14 protein-coding genes and 1 pseudogene are annotated in these 14,713 nt (G+C 61.1%); 8 read left to right on the top strand and 7 right to left on the bottom strand.

All coding sequences use genetic code 11. From position 1 onward, the window contains the following. Position 1: 1 nt before the first annotated feature. On the bottom strand, positions 2-727 hold the full coding sequence (locus HF257_RS20125; RefSeq protein WP_185707898.1) for an SDR family oxidoreductase: 726 nt from the start codon (positions 725-727) through the stop codon (positions 2-4). Between the two features lie 112 nt (positions 728-839). On the opposite strand from HF257_RS20125, the gene HF257_RS20120 reads away from it, so the two are divergent. Beyond that, entirely contained in the window at positions 840-1,682 is an 843-nt protein-coding gene (locus tag HF257_RS20120) for a LysR family transcriptional regulator (protein ID WP_185707896.1), read from the top strand. Between the two features lie 150 nt (positions 1,683-1,832). On the opposite strand, the gene HF257_RS20115 is transcribed toward HF257_RS20120, so the two are convergent. Further along, the gene (locus HF257_RS20115) at positions 1,833-2,687 is read right to left on the bottom strand and encodes a LysR family transcriptional regulator (RefSeq protein ID WP_185707894.1); all 855 of its coding nucleotides are present in this window, start codon (positions 2,685-2,687) and stop codon (positions 1,833-1,835) included. Positions 2,688-2,776: 89 nt separating this feature from the next. Between HF257_RS20115 and HF257_RS20110 the strand changes: the two genes are divergently transcribed. Then, positions 2,777-3,238, top strand: coding sequence for a multidrug/biocide efflux PACE transporter (locus HF257_RS20110; protein ID WP_185707893.1), 462 nt, complete (start codon positions 2,777-2,779; stop codon positions 3,236-3,238). Here the strand turns inward: HF257_RS20110 and HF257_RS20105 are convergent. Then, positions 3,195-3,953 carry an SDR family NAD(P)-dependent oxidoreductase gene (locus tag HF257_RS20105; RefSeq protein WP_185707891.1) on the bottom strand — a complete coding sequence of 253 codons (759 nt, stop codon included), beginning with the start codon at positions 3,951-3,953 and terminating at the stop codon, positions 3,195-3,197. The two genes, HF257_RS20110 and HF257_RS20105, sit on opposite strands and share 44 nt — an antisense overlap. A gap of 105 nt (positions 3,954-4,058) precedes the next feature. Here HF257_RS20105 and HF257_RS20100 point away from each other — a divergent pair, with 105 nt between their 5' ends. Then, positions 4,059-4,955, top strand: a complete 897-nt coding sequence (locus tag HF257_RS20100; RefSeq protein ID WP_185707889.1) for a LysR family transcriptional regulator — start codon at positions 4,059-4,061, stop codon at positions 4,953-4,955. On the opposite strand, the gene HF257_RS20095 is transcribed toward HF257_RS20100, so the two are convergent. Next, the gene (locus HF257_RS20095; RefSeq protein ID WP_185707887.1) at positions 4,952-5,869 is read right to left on the bottom strand and encodes a LysR family transcriptional regulator; all 918 of its coding nucleotides are present in this window, start codon (positions 5,867-5,869) and stop codon (positions 4,952-4,954) included. The genes HF257_RS20100 and HF257_RS20095 overlap by 4 nt on opposite strands. 120 nt (positions 5,870-5,989) lie before the next feature. Between HF257_RS20095 and HF257_RS20090 the strand changes: the two genes are divergently transcribed. Genes HF257_RS20090 through HF257_RS20080 form a run of 3 tightly spaced genes read left to right on the top strand, consistent with a single transcriptional unit; the run spans position 5,990 to position 8,654 of the window. Then, positions 5,990-6,748, top strand: coding sequence for a 5-oxoprolinase subunit PxpA (locus HF257_RS20090; RefSeq protein ID WP_185707886.1), 759 nt, complete (start codon positions 5,990-5,992; stop codon positions 6,746-6,748). Positions 6,749-6,804: 56 nt separating this feature from the next. Continuing rightward, entirely contained in the window at positions 6,805-7,683 is an 879-nt protein-coding gene (locus tag HF257_RS20085; RefSeq protein ID WP_185707885.1) for a 5-oxoprolinase subunit B family protein, read from the top strand. Further along, positions 7,680-8,654 (top strand): 5-oxoprolinase subunit C family protein, encoded by a 975-nt coding sequence (locus tag HF257_RS20080; RefSeq protein WP_185707884.1) that lies wholly within the window; start codon positions 7,680-7,682, stop codon positions 8,652-8,654. The genes HF257_RS20085 and HF257_RS20080 overlap by 4 nt, the downstream gene beginning before the upstream one ends. A 125-nt stretch (positions 8,655-8,779) precedes the next feature. On the opposite strand, the gene HF257_RS20075 is transcribed toward HF257_RS20080, so the two are convergent. Continuing rightward, entirely contained in the window at positions 8,780-10,387 is a 1,608-nt protein-coding gene (locus HF257_RS20075) for an inorganic phosphate transporter (protein WP_185707883.1), read from the bottom strand. 231 nt (positions 10,388-10,618) lie between these two features. Beyond that, the gene (locus tag HF257_RS20070; RefSeq protein ID WP_185707882.1) at positions 10,619-11,641 is read right to left on the bottom strand and encodes a transporter; all 1,023 of its coding nucleotides are present in this window, start codon (positions 11,639-11,641) and stop codon (positions 10,619-10,621) included. Positions 11,642-11,845: 204 nt separating this feature from the next. On the opposite strand from HF257_RS20070, the pseudogene HF257_RS33615 reads away from it, so the two are divergent. Together HF257_RS33615 and HF257_RS33610 are read left to right on the top strand one after the other, a co-directional pair. After that, positions 11,846-12,598 (top strand): annotated as a pseudogene (locus HF257_RS33615) (methyl-accepting chemotaxis protein); the annotation flags it as partial. A gap of 165 nt (positions 12,599-12,763) precedes the next feature. Beyond that, positions 12,764-13,531 (top strand): methyl-accepting chemotaxis protein, encoded by a 768-nt coding sequence (locus HF257_RS33610; RefSeq protein ID WP_408635723.1) that lies wholly within the window; start codon positions 12,764-12,766, stop codon positions 13,529-13,531. Here the strand turns inward: HF257_RS33610 and HF257_RS20060 are convergent, their stop codons facing one another. After that, on the bottom strand, positions 13,532-14,704 hold the full coding sequence (locus tag HF257_RS20060) for a sensor histidine kinase (protein WP_185707880.1): 1,173 nt from the start codon (positions 14,702-14,704) through the stop codon (positions 13,532-13,534). Positions 14,705-14,713: the final 9 nt, after the last annotated feature.

Genomic DNA, 14,713 nt, shown 5'->3' with positions numbered 1-14,713 from the left:
CTTACGGCTGCTGACGCGTCGCCGCCAGCACGATCTCGCGAATGCACACGTGTTGCGGCTGCTGGTAGGCGTAGGCAATTGCCGAGGCCACGTCATCGGCGCTGAGCACGGTGCCGCCCATGTCCTGTTTCCAGGCCTGGTAACCGGTTTTGATCGCTTCGTCGGTGGTGTGGCTGAGCAGCTCGGTTTCCACCGCGCCCGGGGCGATGGTGATCACGCGTACGTTGCTGGGGGACAATTCTTCACGCAGGTTTTCCGAAATCCCATGCACGGCGAACTTGGTGCCTACATAGGCGACGTGATTCGGGAAGGTCTTGCGCCCGGCCACGGAGCTGACGTTGATAATGGTGCCGCCTTTACGCGCTACCATGCTGCCGGCGACTGCATGAATACCGTTGAGCAGGCCTTTCACGTTTACATCGAGCATCTGCTCCCACTGCGCCGGGTCTTGCTCGCTGACCGCGCCCAGCAGCATCACGCCGGCATTGTTGATCAATGCATCGGCCGGCCCGAATTGCGCTTCGGCTTCCTGCACGGCGGCGACCAAGGCGGCGCGGTCGGTGATGTCGACGCCACGGTTCAAGGTGTTTGGCAGGCCCAGATCGTTAAGGCGGTCGATGCGTCGCGCCAGCAGCAACAATGGGTGGCCGGCGGCCGACAAACGGCGGGCGGTGGCATCGCCGATGCCGGAACTGGCGCCGGTGATGATGATCAGTGGCTTGCTCATGAACCTACTCCTGAAATAAGAAAAACCGATAACTTAAAGCGTGGGCGCAGTATATTTAGCGTCGACGAGGCTGAAAAATGCCTTATTCCTCTGTCTGCTATCGGATAAAGCTATGGATGTTCGCCACCTCAAGGCATTTCTCGCGGTGTTCGAAGAACGCAATATCACCGCAGCCGCCCAGCGTTTGTTTATCAGCCAGCCGACCTTGTCGGTGACCATCAAGCAACTGGAAGACGAGCTGGGCGTGGCGCTGTTCGTGCGTCAGCCCCGGGGGGTGGAGGTGAGCGGCGAAGCGCGGGTGCTGTATCCCCAGGCACGGCGCATGGTGGCCGAAACCGATGCGTTGAGCCGCCTGTTTCGCGGGCGCGAAAATCGGGTTGCCTTGGAGCTGGGTGTGGAAGGCGATATTGCCGACAGCCAGATCGAAACCTTCCTGCGTATGGCGCACCAGGGCTTGCCCGGGTTGCTGCTGACGTTGCAGGAAGGCTGCGAAGGCGAGGGTCGCTTGGCGGTGGAGGAAATGTGCTGCGAGGACGAGCTATTCCTGCCGCTTTGGGAAGAGTCCTACGTGATGGCGTTACCAGCCAGCCATCCGATGGCCAAGGCGGGCCACGAGCAAGCCTGGGCGCCGATTGAAGACTGGATCACCTGCCCGCAACACGATTCCCATCAACGCTTGATGGCGCTCTACGGCCGCTCGCCGCAAGCGGTGGCCGGGCATGCCGGGTCGTTGACCCAAGCGTTGCATATGGTGGCGGCCGGTGTGGGCGTGGCCATGTTGCCGCAATCGCTGGCGGTGGAGCGCGCCGGGGTGGTGATTCGGGAGTGGCACTTGCCGGCGCCGACCCGGCGGGTGGGGTTGTGCTTTGCTGCGCAAGCCTTGGAGCTACCGGCGTTGCGTGCCTTGCACGAGTACTTCCAGAACCACCGACCGCCGCAGCTTTCAGCGGCCTGACCCCACTCTAAAGCCAAAGGAAGTCCAATGTGGGAGCGGGCTTGCTCGCGAATGCGGTGTGTCAGTCACAGATAAATTGACTGATCCAGCGCATTCGCGAGCAAGCCCGCTCCCACATTTGGATCTTAATTGTCTTCAGGTGAGCGTTCATCATTCGAGCATCTTGCCCAGCAACCAACTCCCCGCCGGCCCCGGCGGGTGATGCCGCGACCACAGCGCATCCACCGCTACAAAGCGCGGCCAACTGCGCGCCTTGAGCTCCACCAATTGCCCGCGATCAAAGCGCTCCACCAGCCAGCGCGGTAGCGGCGTCCAGCCAAACCCCAACTGGGCCATTTCCATCAGCATCAGGTAACTGGGCGCCGACCATACACGCCCGCTGGCGCGGATTTCAGTGGGGTTGATGATGCTGGCCAGGCGCAGTTCACGGTGTTGCCGCAGGGTATCGGCGGAGATATTTTCCTGCGTGGCCAATGGGTGTCCGGGAGAAACGAATAACGCAATTTCCGTGCGTTCTTCCACCGGCGCCCCCGTGAGGTCGGGCGGGTAAACCTCCTGTTTTTCGATGAATGCGATGTGCGCGCGGCCACTTTGCACCAGGTCGATCAGGTCTTCGCATTCAGCGATCAGGCATTCCAACTCAAGGTCGGGATAGCGCTGCTCAAAGACTTTCAGCGCGATTTCGAAGCGGTCGGACTGGTAGGTATCGGACATGGCGATGGTCAGCTTCGGCTCCAGGCCCTGGGACAATTGGCTCGCCGTGAGTTCCAGGCGGCTGCTGGCGTCCAGGACCTGCTCGGCACGTTGCAGCAATACGTGGCCCGCAGGCGTCAACGTCGGCTTGCGGCTGCTGCGGTCGAACAGCACCACATCCAGGTCAATCTCCAGGCTCGCCACTGCCGCGCTGACGGTGGACTGGCTCTTGCCCAGCTTGCGCGCAGCCGCCGAAAACGAACCCTGGGTGGCCGCCTGCACAAACGCCTGCAGCACTTCATTGGAGGCCATAAGTATCGCCTTGATCGATGGTTATTGATTATGAAGTATCGGTTCAAGGGGTAATCATGGCAACACTCTTCACTCAACGAGCGCAGGTTATGAGCCCTACCAAGTCGATTACTGAACGTGTTTGCCAAGCCCTGGGTTTTGAGGGCTTGGCCCTATTGATCTGTACACCGCTGCTGGTGTGGATCACCGGCCGCCCAGCCCTGGAAATGGGCGCGGTCACCTTAGGCTTGAGCCTGCTGGCGCTGACGTGGAACATCATTTTCAACAGCCTGTTCGACCGCTTGAAGGTGCGCCTGCAACTGTCCGGCGGCGCAGGGACGCGGGTGCTGCATGCGCTGATGTTCGAAGGCGGGCTGATTATCGTCGCCGTGCCGCTGATCGCCGCGTGGCTGAATATCAGCCTGATGCAGGCGTTTATGCTCGACATAGGCGTACTGCTGTTTTTCCTGCCGTACACCTATGTGTATCACTGGGGCTATGACGTGCTGCGCGAGAAGCTGCTGCGAGTCAAAGAAACATCCCGCCCGAAGCCTCAATGCGCTGACCAGTGATCCAGTTGCTGCCATCGGCCAGCAGGGTGGAAATGGCCCCGCCAATGTCATCCGGCAGGCCGGCGCGACCCAGCGCGGTGTTGTTGGCAACCATGGTGTTGAGGGCGGCGTTGTCGCGTACGGCGCCGCCGCCGAAGTCGGTTTCGATGGCGCCGGGCGCAAGGATATTCACGGTGATGCCACGCCCGCCCAACTCTTTGGCCTGATAGCGGGTGAGCACTTCCATCGCACCTTTCATCGCCGCATACGCCGCATAACCCGGCAGGCTGAACCGCGCCAAACCGCTGGAAATATTAAGGATGCGGCCGCCGTCGCTGATCAACGGCAACAGCTTCTGGGTCAGGAAAAACGGGCCTTTGAATTGGATCGCCAGCAGTTGGTCGAACTGTTCTTCGGTGGTTTCGGCAAAGCTGGCATGCGCGCCAATCCCGGCGTTATTGATCAGAAAGTTGAAGTGATCCTGTGCGAAAACATCCTTGAGAACGTTGCCGACTTCGCCAACGAAATCGTTGAAGGTTGCGCTCTGGCTCACATCCAGGCGCAGCATGGCGGCGCGGCCACCCAAGGCTTCGATTTGCTCGACCACCGCTTGGGCTTCGCCCGCAGCGCTGTGGTAGGTGCCGATGATATCGACGCCCTGCGCCGCCAGGTGCAGGGCAGCGCTTTTGCCCAGGCCACGGCTGGCGCCAGTGATGAGTGCGATTTTACGGGTCATGGTGCAGTCCTCTCAGGTGATCGTTGGAGAGAGTGTATTTGTCCGCCTGTAACGTGATAAACAGGGCTATGCCGGAATCACTGGCCGGATAAGGCGAACAATCCAATGAACAAATTAGAGTTGCTGCGTACCTTCGTGCGCGTTACCGAACTGTCGAGCTTTACCGGCGCCGGCGAAAGCCTGGGGTTGCCACGCTCCACCGTGTCCGAGCATGTGCAGGCGCTGGAAGAACTGCTCGGCACGCGCCTGCTGCAACGCACCACGCGCAAGGTGCAGGCGACCCAGGATGGTCGCGTGCTGTATGAGCGCAGCAAGGATTTGCTGTCGCACATGGAAGAACTGGAAGGGCTGTTTCGCCAGGATGAAGCCCAACTTAGCGGGCGGATTCGCGTGGACATGCCCAATGTGATGGCGCGGGAACTGATCCTGCCGCGCCTGCCCGAATTCATGGATGCCCACCCGCTGATCGAGCTGGAAATCAGCAGCACCGACCGCCAGGTCGACCTGCTCGCCGAGGGGTTCGATTGCGTGCTGCGAGTGGGCGCGCAGCCAGACCAGACGGTGGTGGCGCGGCTGCTGTGCAGCATGCCGATGATCAACTGCGCGAGCGCGGCTTACCTGCAACGTTACGGCGTGCCTACAACGCTGGCCGACCTGGCGCACCATCAGTTGGTGCATTACGTACGGCCTCTGGGCTCGCGTTCGCCGGGCTTCGAATACGTGCAGGGCAACAAGGTGCACCGCGTGCCTATGGCGGGGCGGGTCACAGTCAATAGCACGGATGCCTACCGAGTCGCGTGCCTGGGAGGCTTTGGCATTACTCAGGTGCCAGCGCTGGGGATTCGCGAATTATTGGCCAGCGGTGAACTGGTGGCGCTGTTGCCCGATTACCCGGCGCCGCCGTTGGACGTGTCCTTGTTATACGCCGGCCAACGCCACTTACCCCAGCGGGTGCGGGTGTTCATGGATTGGCTGGCCGGGCTCTTGCAGTCCCAGCTCTAACGCCGTGCCGACAACTGCTGCGGCGTCAGGAACGCGTCGTGGAAGTAATCGCGCACCGCTTGCATGGCCGGGGTGAACGCACGTTCGCGGTGCCAGGCCAGGCCGACGCTCATCGGCGTGACGGGGTCGGTCACCGTCAGCGTCTCGATGCGCTTGCCCTCCAGGGACCATGGCCGGTGCACCAGGTCTGACAGGATCGCCACGCCACTGCCATTGGCAACCATGCTGCGCACGGCCTCCACCGAACTGGTGCGCAAACGCACCTGGGGGGTTTGCCCAGCCTGCTCCCAATAGCGCATCGCGCTGTGCTCGGCCTCATCGACGGTGAGCAGGATGTAAGGTTCTTGCGCCACATCCGACAGGCTCACGGCACCGCGCTCGCACAGCGGATGATGGCTGGGCAGCCACAGGCGGCGCTCCGAGTTGAAGAGGATTTCGGAGACGATATCCGGGTGGGTGAGGTTGGCGGTGAGCACCACGGCCATGTCGAACTGGCCGTCCAGCAAGCCTTGCTCGATGGCCTGGCGTTCCTGCTCAAACACCTCGATGGTCACGTCCGGGTGCCAGTGCTCGATGCGTTGCAGGTGGTGGGGCAGGAAGTAACCCAGCACCGTGTAGCTGGCGGCCAGACGCAGTACGCCGCTGGCGCGATAGTCGGGCAGTGGGCTGTTGAGTGCGTCGTCCACGCTGCGCAGGATCACGTAGGCGCGGTTGAGGAAATGCCGCCCGGCGTCAGTGAGGTTCATGCCCTGGGCCGAACGCACAAACAATTGCACGCCGAGCATGGCTTCCAGTTCCTTGATGGCGGTGGTGACCGCCGACTGGGAGATATTCAGGTGAATCGCCGCCTGGGAAATCTGGCCGATTTCGGCGGTGGCAACGAAGTAGCGGACTTGGCGCAAGGTCAGAGACATCTGTTGCTCCCGAACATAGGGTTATCTGATTTTCAGAAGATACCCTATCTGATAATAGATCTTCCCAAGGGGTCAAGCCGCAGCCTACTTTTTGCCCATCACTTAGGCGGAGCGACCCCGATGCAGGCAGTGGATTTCAACTCGGACATGGGCGAAGGCTTCGGCCCCTGGACCATCGGCGATGGCGTTGATTCGGAGCTGATGGCCTACATCAGCTCGGCCAATATCGCCACCGGTTTTCACGCGGGCGACCCCGGCACCATGCGCCGTACGGTGGAGCGCGCCAAGCAATTGGGCGTGGCCATCGGCGCCCATCCGGGCTTTCGCGACCTGGTGGGGTTTGGCCGTCGACATATCAACGCCCCGGCCCAGGAGCTGGTGGACGACATGCTCTACCAACTCGGCGCCTTGCGAGAAGTCGCCCGCGCCCAAGGCGTTAGCCTGCAACACATCAAGCCCCACGGTGCGCTCTACATGCACCTGGCCCGCGACGAAGAAGCCGCACGCCTGCTGGTGCAAAACCTGCAAATCATCGAGCCTACGTTGTTGTTGTACTGCATGCCCAATTCGGTGATCTGGCGAGTGGCCAAGGAACTGGGGCAACCGGTGGTGCGCGAGTTTTATGCCGACCGTGAGTACGATCTCAGCGGCTCCATCGTGTTTACCCGCACTGTGCGGGCGTTGGATCCGGCGACAGTGGCGGCACGCGTCCTACGCGCTTGTCAGACGGGTCTGGTACGCACCGTAGAAGGCGAAGACCTGTACATCGAATTCGATTCCATCTGCCTGCACAGCGACACCCCCGGTGCCCTGGAGTTGGTAGAAGCCACCCGCGAAGCGTTGGACCAAGCGGGCATCGCGGTCAAAACACCACAATAAAAACGGTCCCTTACTTTTTTGCCTGCCTTTCTACAATGATTCCAAGAGGAACAGACATGGCTGAAACGTCCCCCATCCGCTACAGCTTCGGCGGTGATGAACACCTGTTTGCCGAGGTCAGCGACAGCATGTCCCTGGAGGCCTTTTTCAAAGGCATGGCGGTGACCCGTGCGGTGGAACGCCTGGCGCTGGAAGGCGTGCTGGATGTGTGCCTGGCCAATGCGTCGTTCCAGATTCGCTTCGACCCCGACCGCATCGCGCCCCACGTGTTGCTCGATGCGGTGCAGACCGCCGAAGCCCAGGCTGTGGCCGAGCGCACCTTGCACACGCGCATCATCGAAATCCCGGTGCTCTACAACGACCCGTGGACCCATGAGACGTTGATGCGTTTTCGCGACCGTCATCAAGACCCCAGCGGCACCGACCTGGAATACGCTGCACGCATCAATGGACTGGCCGATGTGGATGCGTTTATCGCTGCCCACAGCGGCGCGCCGTGGTTTGTGTCGATGGTCGGCTTTGTCGCGGGCCTGCCGTTCATGTTCCAGATGGTCGAACGCGAGCGGCAGTTGCAGGTGCCCAAGTACCTGCGCCCGCGCACGGACACACCCAAATTGACCCTCGGCCATGGCGGCTGTTTCGGCTGCATCTACTCGGTGCGCGGCGCCGGCGGTTACCAGATGTTCGGCGTGACCCCGGCGCCCATCTACGATCCGGCGCAGCAGTTGGCCTACCTCAAGGAGCACATGGTGTTCTTCCGGCCCGGCGATATCGTGCAGTTCAAACCCATGGACCGCGACGCCTATGACCTGGCCGTCGCCGAAGTGGACGCAGGACGTTTCGACCTGCGCATCCGCCCGGTGGAGTTTTCCCTCGACGCTTTTCTTGCCGACCCCATCGGCTATCCGAAAACCCTGCAGGAGGCGCTGGCATGATCAAGGTCCTCAAACCCGGCCTCGCCACCTCCGTGCAGGACCTTGGCCGCGAAGGTTATTACCACCTGGGCATTCCCCCCTCGGGGGCGCTGGACCAATACGCGCTGAGCGCGGCCAACCACCTGGTAGGCAATCCCATCGGCGCAGCGGGCCTTGAGTGCACGTTGATCGGCCCCGAATTGGAGTTTCAACAAGACGCACTGGTAGCCCTCAGCGGCGCATTGATGTCACCGCGCCTGGACGGTGAAGTGGTGCATCAGGACACCGCCTTCCAGGTACGTGCCGGACAAGTACTGCGCTTTGAATTCCCCAAGGCCGGGGCGCGCACTTACCTGGCGGTGGCCGGTGGGATTGATGTGCCGTTGGTGCTCGGCAGCCGTTCGACGTACACCCTCGGCGCACTCGGTGGGTTTAACGGGCGGCGCTTGCAGGAAGGCGATGAGTTGCCCATCGGCGAAGCCAGCGGTGCAGGCCGCGCGGGCAACAGCTTGCCCATGGCGCTGCGCCGATCGGTTGGCGGCGATGTGACCTTGCGCGTGGTGCCGGGGCTGTATTACGAGCGCCTGAGTGACGCCGCCAAAGGCAGTTTTTTTGCCGAACCGTGGACCGTCGGTTCGGAGGCGGACCGCATCGGTTATCGCTTCAAGGGCGGCAGCGCGTTGAGCTTCCAGCCACGAGAGCAGCCGTTCGGTGCAGGGTCGGATCCGTCAAACATCGTCGACAGCTGTTACCCGATTGGCTCGATCCAGGTGCCGGCCGGGTTGGAACCGATTGTGTTGCATCGGGATGCGGTGTCGGGCGGTGGTTACGCGATGATCGGCACGGTGATCAGTGCGGATTTGGACTTGATCGGACAAATGCAGCCGAACCAGCGGGCGGGGTTTGTGGCGGTGAGTTTGGAGGAGGCGTTGGAGGCGCGGCGGTTGTACAAAAAACGGCTGAAGGCGATGGCTGTACTCTTCAACAACTGAAGAAACAAACATCCAAATGTGGGAGCGGGCTTGCTCGCGAATGCGGTCTTTCAGTCAATTAATCTGGTGGCTGATACACCGCTTTCGCGAGCAAGCCCGCTCCCACATTTTTGCCCTGTGGTGTGTCAGAACAGTTTGGTGAACAGCCAGTACAGGCTGCCGGACAACACAATCGCCGCTGGCAATGTCAGCACCCACGCCATCGCCAGATTCCGAATCGTCCTCATCTGCAACCCACCGCCATTGGCGACCATGGTCCCCGCCACACCGGACGACAACACATGGGTCGTCGACACCGGCAACCCATACATATCCGCCGCGCCGATGGTCAGCATCGCCACCATTTCGGCCGAGGCGCCCTGGGCGTAGGTGAGGTGGGTCTTGCCGATCTTCTCGCCGACGGTCACCACGATGCGCTTCCAGCCGACCATGGTGCCCAGGCCGAGGGCGATGGCCACGGCGATCTTGACCCACAGCGGAATAAAGCGTGTTGAGCTGTCGATCTGTTGCTTGAACAGTTGCAGCTTGCCTTGGGTATCCGCGTCGAAGTTGCCAACCTTGCCCTTGTCCATCAAGCGAATGGTTTCGCTGGTCAGGTACATGTCGTTACGCACGTTGCCGACCGCTTCCACTGGCACTTTGGCCAGGGAACCGTAGCCTTTGACTTCTTCACCAATCTGGCCTGCGAGGGCGGCGAGGGCGGGTACCAGTTCCGGGGTGGCTTCCTTGGTGCGCACGTAGGTCGAGAGGATCGGCCGTGGGTCACCGGTCAGTGCTTGCGGCGCACTTTTCACCAAGGCCACCTGGGTGACTTCCGCCACCGCGGCAAACTGCAAGGATTGCTCGGCCGGCATGGTGCGGTTCAACGCGTAGGCCATCGGCAGCGTGCCCACCAGGATCAGCATGATCAGGCCCATGCCTTTTTGCCCATCGTTGGAGCCGTGGGCGAAGGACACACCGGTGCAGGTGGCAATCAACATGCCGCGAATCCACCATGGCGGCGGGGTGTCGCCTTTGGGGGCCTTGTACAGCGAGCGGTTCTTGACGAAGGCGCGCAGGGCCAGCAACAGCATGGCGGCGAATGCAAAGCCGATCAGCGGCGACAACAACAAGGCGTAACCGATCTTGATCGCCTGGCTCCAATCCACACCGCTGGTGCCGTCACGTCCGTGCATCAAGGCATTGGCCACGCCGACGCCGATGATCGAACCGATCAAGGTGTGGGACGACGACGCCGGCAAACCCAGCCACCAGGTGCCGAGGTTCCACAGGATTGCAGCGATCAGCAGGGCGAAGATCATCGCAAAACCCGCCGACGAACCGACCTGCAAGATCAGCTCGACCGGCAGCAGGGCAATGATGCCGAACGCCACCGCTCCGCTGGAAAGCAGCACGCCGAGGAAGTTGAAGAAACCCGACCACACCACCGCGAAATGCGGCGGCAGCGAATTGGTGTAGATCACCGTGGCCACCGCGTTGGCGGTGTCGTGGAAGCCGTTGACGAACTCGAAACCCAGGGCGATCAACAGCGCCACACCCAGCAGCAGGAACGGTGTCCAGGTGGTGACCACCGTGCCCAGTTCGTGCATGTCGTGCATCAGGCTGTAGGCGGTGAACAACAGGCCCATGGCAAGCACGGCGAAGAAAATGATCACCGTCACCAGGTTGTTTTTCTTGTCTAGCCGGGGTTTGGGGTCTGCGTGTGAGGAGGCAGTCAGGGAAGGGGTGGCCATGCCGGAGCATCCGTGTGGGGAGGATGCCGTTCATATTCATTGCAGAATGTTACAGAGATGCTGCCGCAAGTCAGTGTTTGGGTAATTGAGGTTGCCGCTGATCGAGAGGACACCGTCGGGTTAAATGTGGGAGCGGGCTTGATCGCGAATGCGGTGGTTCAGCCAACACATCCGTAACTGATGCACCGCATTCGCGAGCAAGCCCGCACACAGTTTGATTGCATTTCAGATTTAGTAATCTTTGCGCTTCCTGAACGCCCAGCGTCCGGCGATCAGGGTAAACGTAGCCACCAACGCCACCAGAATCCAAAACCCCTCCGGGTCCGTAGAAAGCGGCACGCCCCCCACGTTCATGCCGAAAAAACCGGCAATGATGTTGATCGGCAATGCCAACACCGTCACCACTGTCAGGGTGAACAGCGTGCGGTTGCTTTGTTCGTTGAGGTTGGCGGCGATCTCTTCCTGCAACAACTTGATGCGTTCGCCCAGGGCCATCAGGTCGTTGATGATCAGCGCAAACTCCTCGGTGGATTTGCGCAGCTCCTTCACGTCTTCCTTCTGCAGCCACTGCGGCGGGCGATTGAGCAGGCGCAGCAAGGAACCCGGTTCCAGCGCCAGCAGGCGTTGCAGGCGCACCAGCACCCGGCGTGCGGCGCCGAGTTCGGCACGGTTGGTGGACAGGCGCGAGGACAATAATTGGTCTTCGATATGGTCGACGCTGATGCTGGTCTTGCGCACGATTTGGGTCAGCACTTCGCCTTGGTCGCGCAACAGGTGCACCAGTAATTCCAGAGGAGAGCGAAAGCGTTCGCCGGCCTTTACCGACGAGCGCAATTTGTCTACCGAGTGCAGCGGTTGCAGGCGCGCGCTGATCAGCAAGCGGCTGCGGGCGCACACCCACAGCGTGGAAATATCCGAGGAGACCATGTTGCTGAAGTTGAACACCACGTCGTTGACCACGGCCAGCAAAGCCGAGTCGACGTGTTCGATGCGTGTGGAGCGTGAGCCTTCGTGCAAGGCTTCAAAAAACTCGGCGGGCAAGTCCAGGTGCGACTGCATCCAGCGTTCGCAGGCAGCGTGGGCCAGGTTCAGGTGCAGCCACAAGAACTCTTCGGGGTCGTCGGGTTGCTGCAAGGCTTTGAGCGCGGTGGCCGAATCAATCTGCTCGCCTTTTTCACCGGGGCGAAAACGAAAACCGTAGAGCAAGCCAAACAGATCGGAATCCTGGTGGCTGTGATCAATGCTGTGGTTCATGGAGGCTCGCAGAGAAATGGCCTGTAGGACGTTTCACAGGTCGCGTGGGCGATCATTGCAAGGAGATTTGACAGTTTTGTGACGTTTTACGAATTATTTCGTTGTGGTGACAGTTATTTGACCGCTTGTCAGGAACCGTTCAAGAAGCCTCAAATCCAGCCGATTCAAGGCATCAAGAACCGCTGTGGATGGGCGGTGACTTTGATGACAGGGACGTTATGGCGTGCATGCACTACTCCCCTGTATCGAGGCTTTTCCCCGATGAATGTTTTGCGAACCTCCCTGAGAGCACAAATCCTGTCGTTGCTCGGTGGCAGCCTGCTGGCGATGCTGTTGATCGCGTTGGCGTGTTTCAACTTCCTGTCTAACGGGGTTCAGAGCTACCGCAACTTGCTGGAAGGGCCGTTGCTCACCTCACAGTTGATCGATGAGGCCAACCTGCAATTCAAGGTGCAGGTGCAGGAATGGAAAAACGTGCTGCTGCGCGGCAAACAGCCTCAGGACATGGAGAAATACTGGGGCCAGTTCCAGGACCGTCAGCGCGATGTGCAAGGCATCCTCAGCCGATTGGTCGCCCAGACTGCCAGCGACTCTGTCTTGAGTCGGCGCATCGAGACCCTGCGCCAGGAGCATCAACAACTCGGCGTGGCCTACCAGATGGGGCGCGATGCCTACATGGCTGCCGGTGGTGATCCGACCGCTGGCGACAACGCAGTGAAGGGCGTCGACCGCGCTGCCAGCGAGCAAATGAGCACGTTGGTCAGCGACCTGCGTGAGCAAGGCAACCACCAGTCCCTGGCCATCAGCGCCTATGCCGAACGCACCGTGTGGGTGGGCTTGGCGATCATGTTGCTGTCGGGCGCCGTCATTGGCGTGCTGAGCCTGTTCCTGATCAACCGCAACCTGATCCTGCCGATTCGTGGCTTGATCGATTACGTGACCCAACTGAGCCATGGGCGTTTTGCCGAGCGTGTTGCCAGCCGCCGCCGGGATGAACTGGGCCACCTTGCCGCCGCTGCCAATACCTTGCGCGACTTCCTTGCCGAAACCTTCAGCCGTTTGCAGCGCAGTGCCACCGATTTGGTCAGCGCCAGTGGCGAGTTGAACTCCATTGCCGGGCAAATGGCGACGGGCACCCACGATCAATTCAACCGAACCGACCAGGTAGCCACGGCCATGACCGAAATGTCGGCCACCGCCCAGGAAGTCGCGCGCCATGCAGCCAGTGCCTCAAGAGCTGCCGATGAGGCGGATAGTTCGGCCCGTGAAGGCGGGGAAGTGATGAAGGTCACCATCGCCACCATCGGCCAGATGCGCAACGAAATCCTCAACACCGGAACCATCATCCGCCGGCTTGAAACCGACAGCGTGCGCATCGGCAAGGTGCTGGAAGTGATTCGTGGAATCGCCGAACAGACCAACTTGCTGGCGCTTAACGCAGCGATCGAAGCCGCGCGTGCAGGCGAAGCTGGGCGTGGTTTTGCGGTGGTGGCCGATGAAGTCCGCAGCCTGGCACAACGCACGGCGGCGTCGATCATCGAGATCAATCAGATTATTCACGCGGTGCAAACCGGTGCGGTGGATGCGGCCGAGGCCATTGTCAGCGGCCAGTCGAGCAGCGATGCCAGTGTGGAAAAAGTGGCCCAGGCCGGCGCCATGTTGGCGCACATCACCCAGGCAGTGGAGGCTATTCGCGACATGAACCGCCAGATCGCCACGGCGGCCGAGGAACAGACATCGGTGGCCGAGGATATCTCGCGCAACATCACCCAGATCACCACGGTGGCCACGGCCAATATGGATAACGTGCAGCGCACCGAAGCGGCGAGCCAGAACCTGCGGGGCTTGTCGGGTGAGTTGAATGAGGTGACGGCGCGCTTGGGCGCCTGATCAGGCCCTAGGCAGGCGAAAGGTAAACACCGTGCCGTGCTGTTCGGTGGTGGACACGCTCAGTTCGCCGCCATGGGCATCGGCGATCTGCTTGACGATGTACAGCCCCAGGCCGAGCCCGGCTTGGGGCGTATCGGTGACCGGCCGCGCATAGGGGTGAAAGAGTTTAGGCAGGGCTTGTTCGCTTATCTGGCCGGGGTTTTTCACCGTCAGGTTGAGATGGCCTTGTTCGATCTGCACGCTGACCTCGACCGGGCCATCATCACGGCCATGATGGATGGCATTGGCGACCAGGTTGGAGAGCAATTGCGCCAACCGTTCCCGGTCGCCTCTGACGCCTTGAAGATCGCCGATATCCGCTCGGATTTCGCGTTGCGGGTGCACGCTTTGTATCTCCGACACCACGTGCTGCAACGCGGCCTGCAAGCCCTGGCAATCGCCAATGCTCAAGGGAATCCCGTTGCCCATGCGTCCCCGTGCGAAATCCAATACGTCTTCCACCAATTGGGCTGCGCGACGACCGCTGGTGAGGATGTGCCGCACGATGTTGTCAGTGGCGGGATTGGGGTGCTTGCGCAGCAACCGCTCGGCGCCGAAGTTGATGGCAAACAGCGGGTTGCGCAGATCGTGCCCAAGCACGGCGATGAATTGCTCGCGCAATTCGGCGGTGCCGCGTTCTTCGTACAAGTCGGCTTCGGTGCGTTGCTGGCTTTCTTCGGCTTCGATTTGCAGCGACAGCACGCGGGCAAACGACTCCATGGTCGACTGGATCGTGCTGCTGCGCAGTTGCGCGGGGTTGGGGTCCAGGGCGCAGATAGTGCCGAAAAAACGCCCGTCGGTGCGGAACACCGGAACGGAAATGTAGCTTTCGAACCTGTAGATCCGAGGGGTGTGATGGTCACGGTAGAGCGTGTCTTCGCTGGCTTTATCGATCACCGCCGACACGTGCGAGCCACGGATTTCGTGACAAAGGGTGGTGGTCAGGTCCAGTTCGCCTCCCACGCCGAGGCCGAATTCCAGTTGGTCGAGCACCGCGCAGGCCGTCCAGGTGTCCTCCGTCACGCGGGCAACCGCGGCAAACCGCAGGCCGGTCATGTCGCTGATGACTTTGAGCATGGCCGGCACCGCGCTGATGCGGCCGATGGTGGCGATGTCGGCGGCTTTCTGCCCCATGTAGCGGTC

Source organism: Pseudomonas cremoris, from assembly GCF_014230465.1.
Note: the sequence above shows the minus strand (reverse complement) of the source record. Positions and strands in the feature narration are given on the sequence as shown.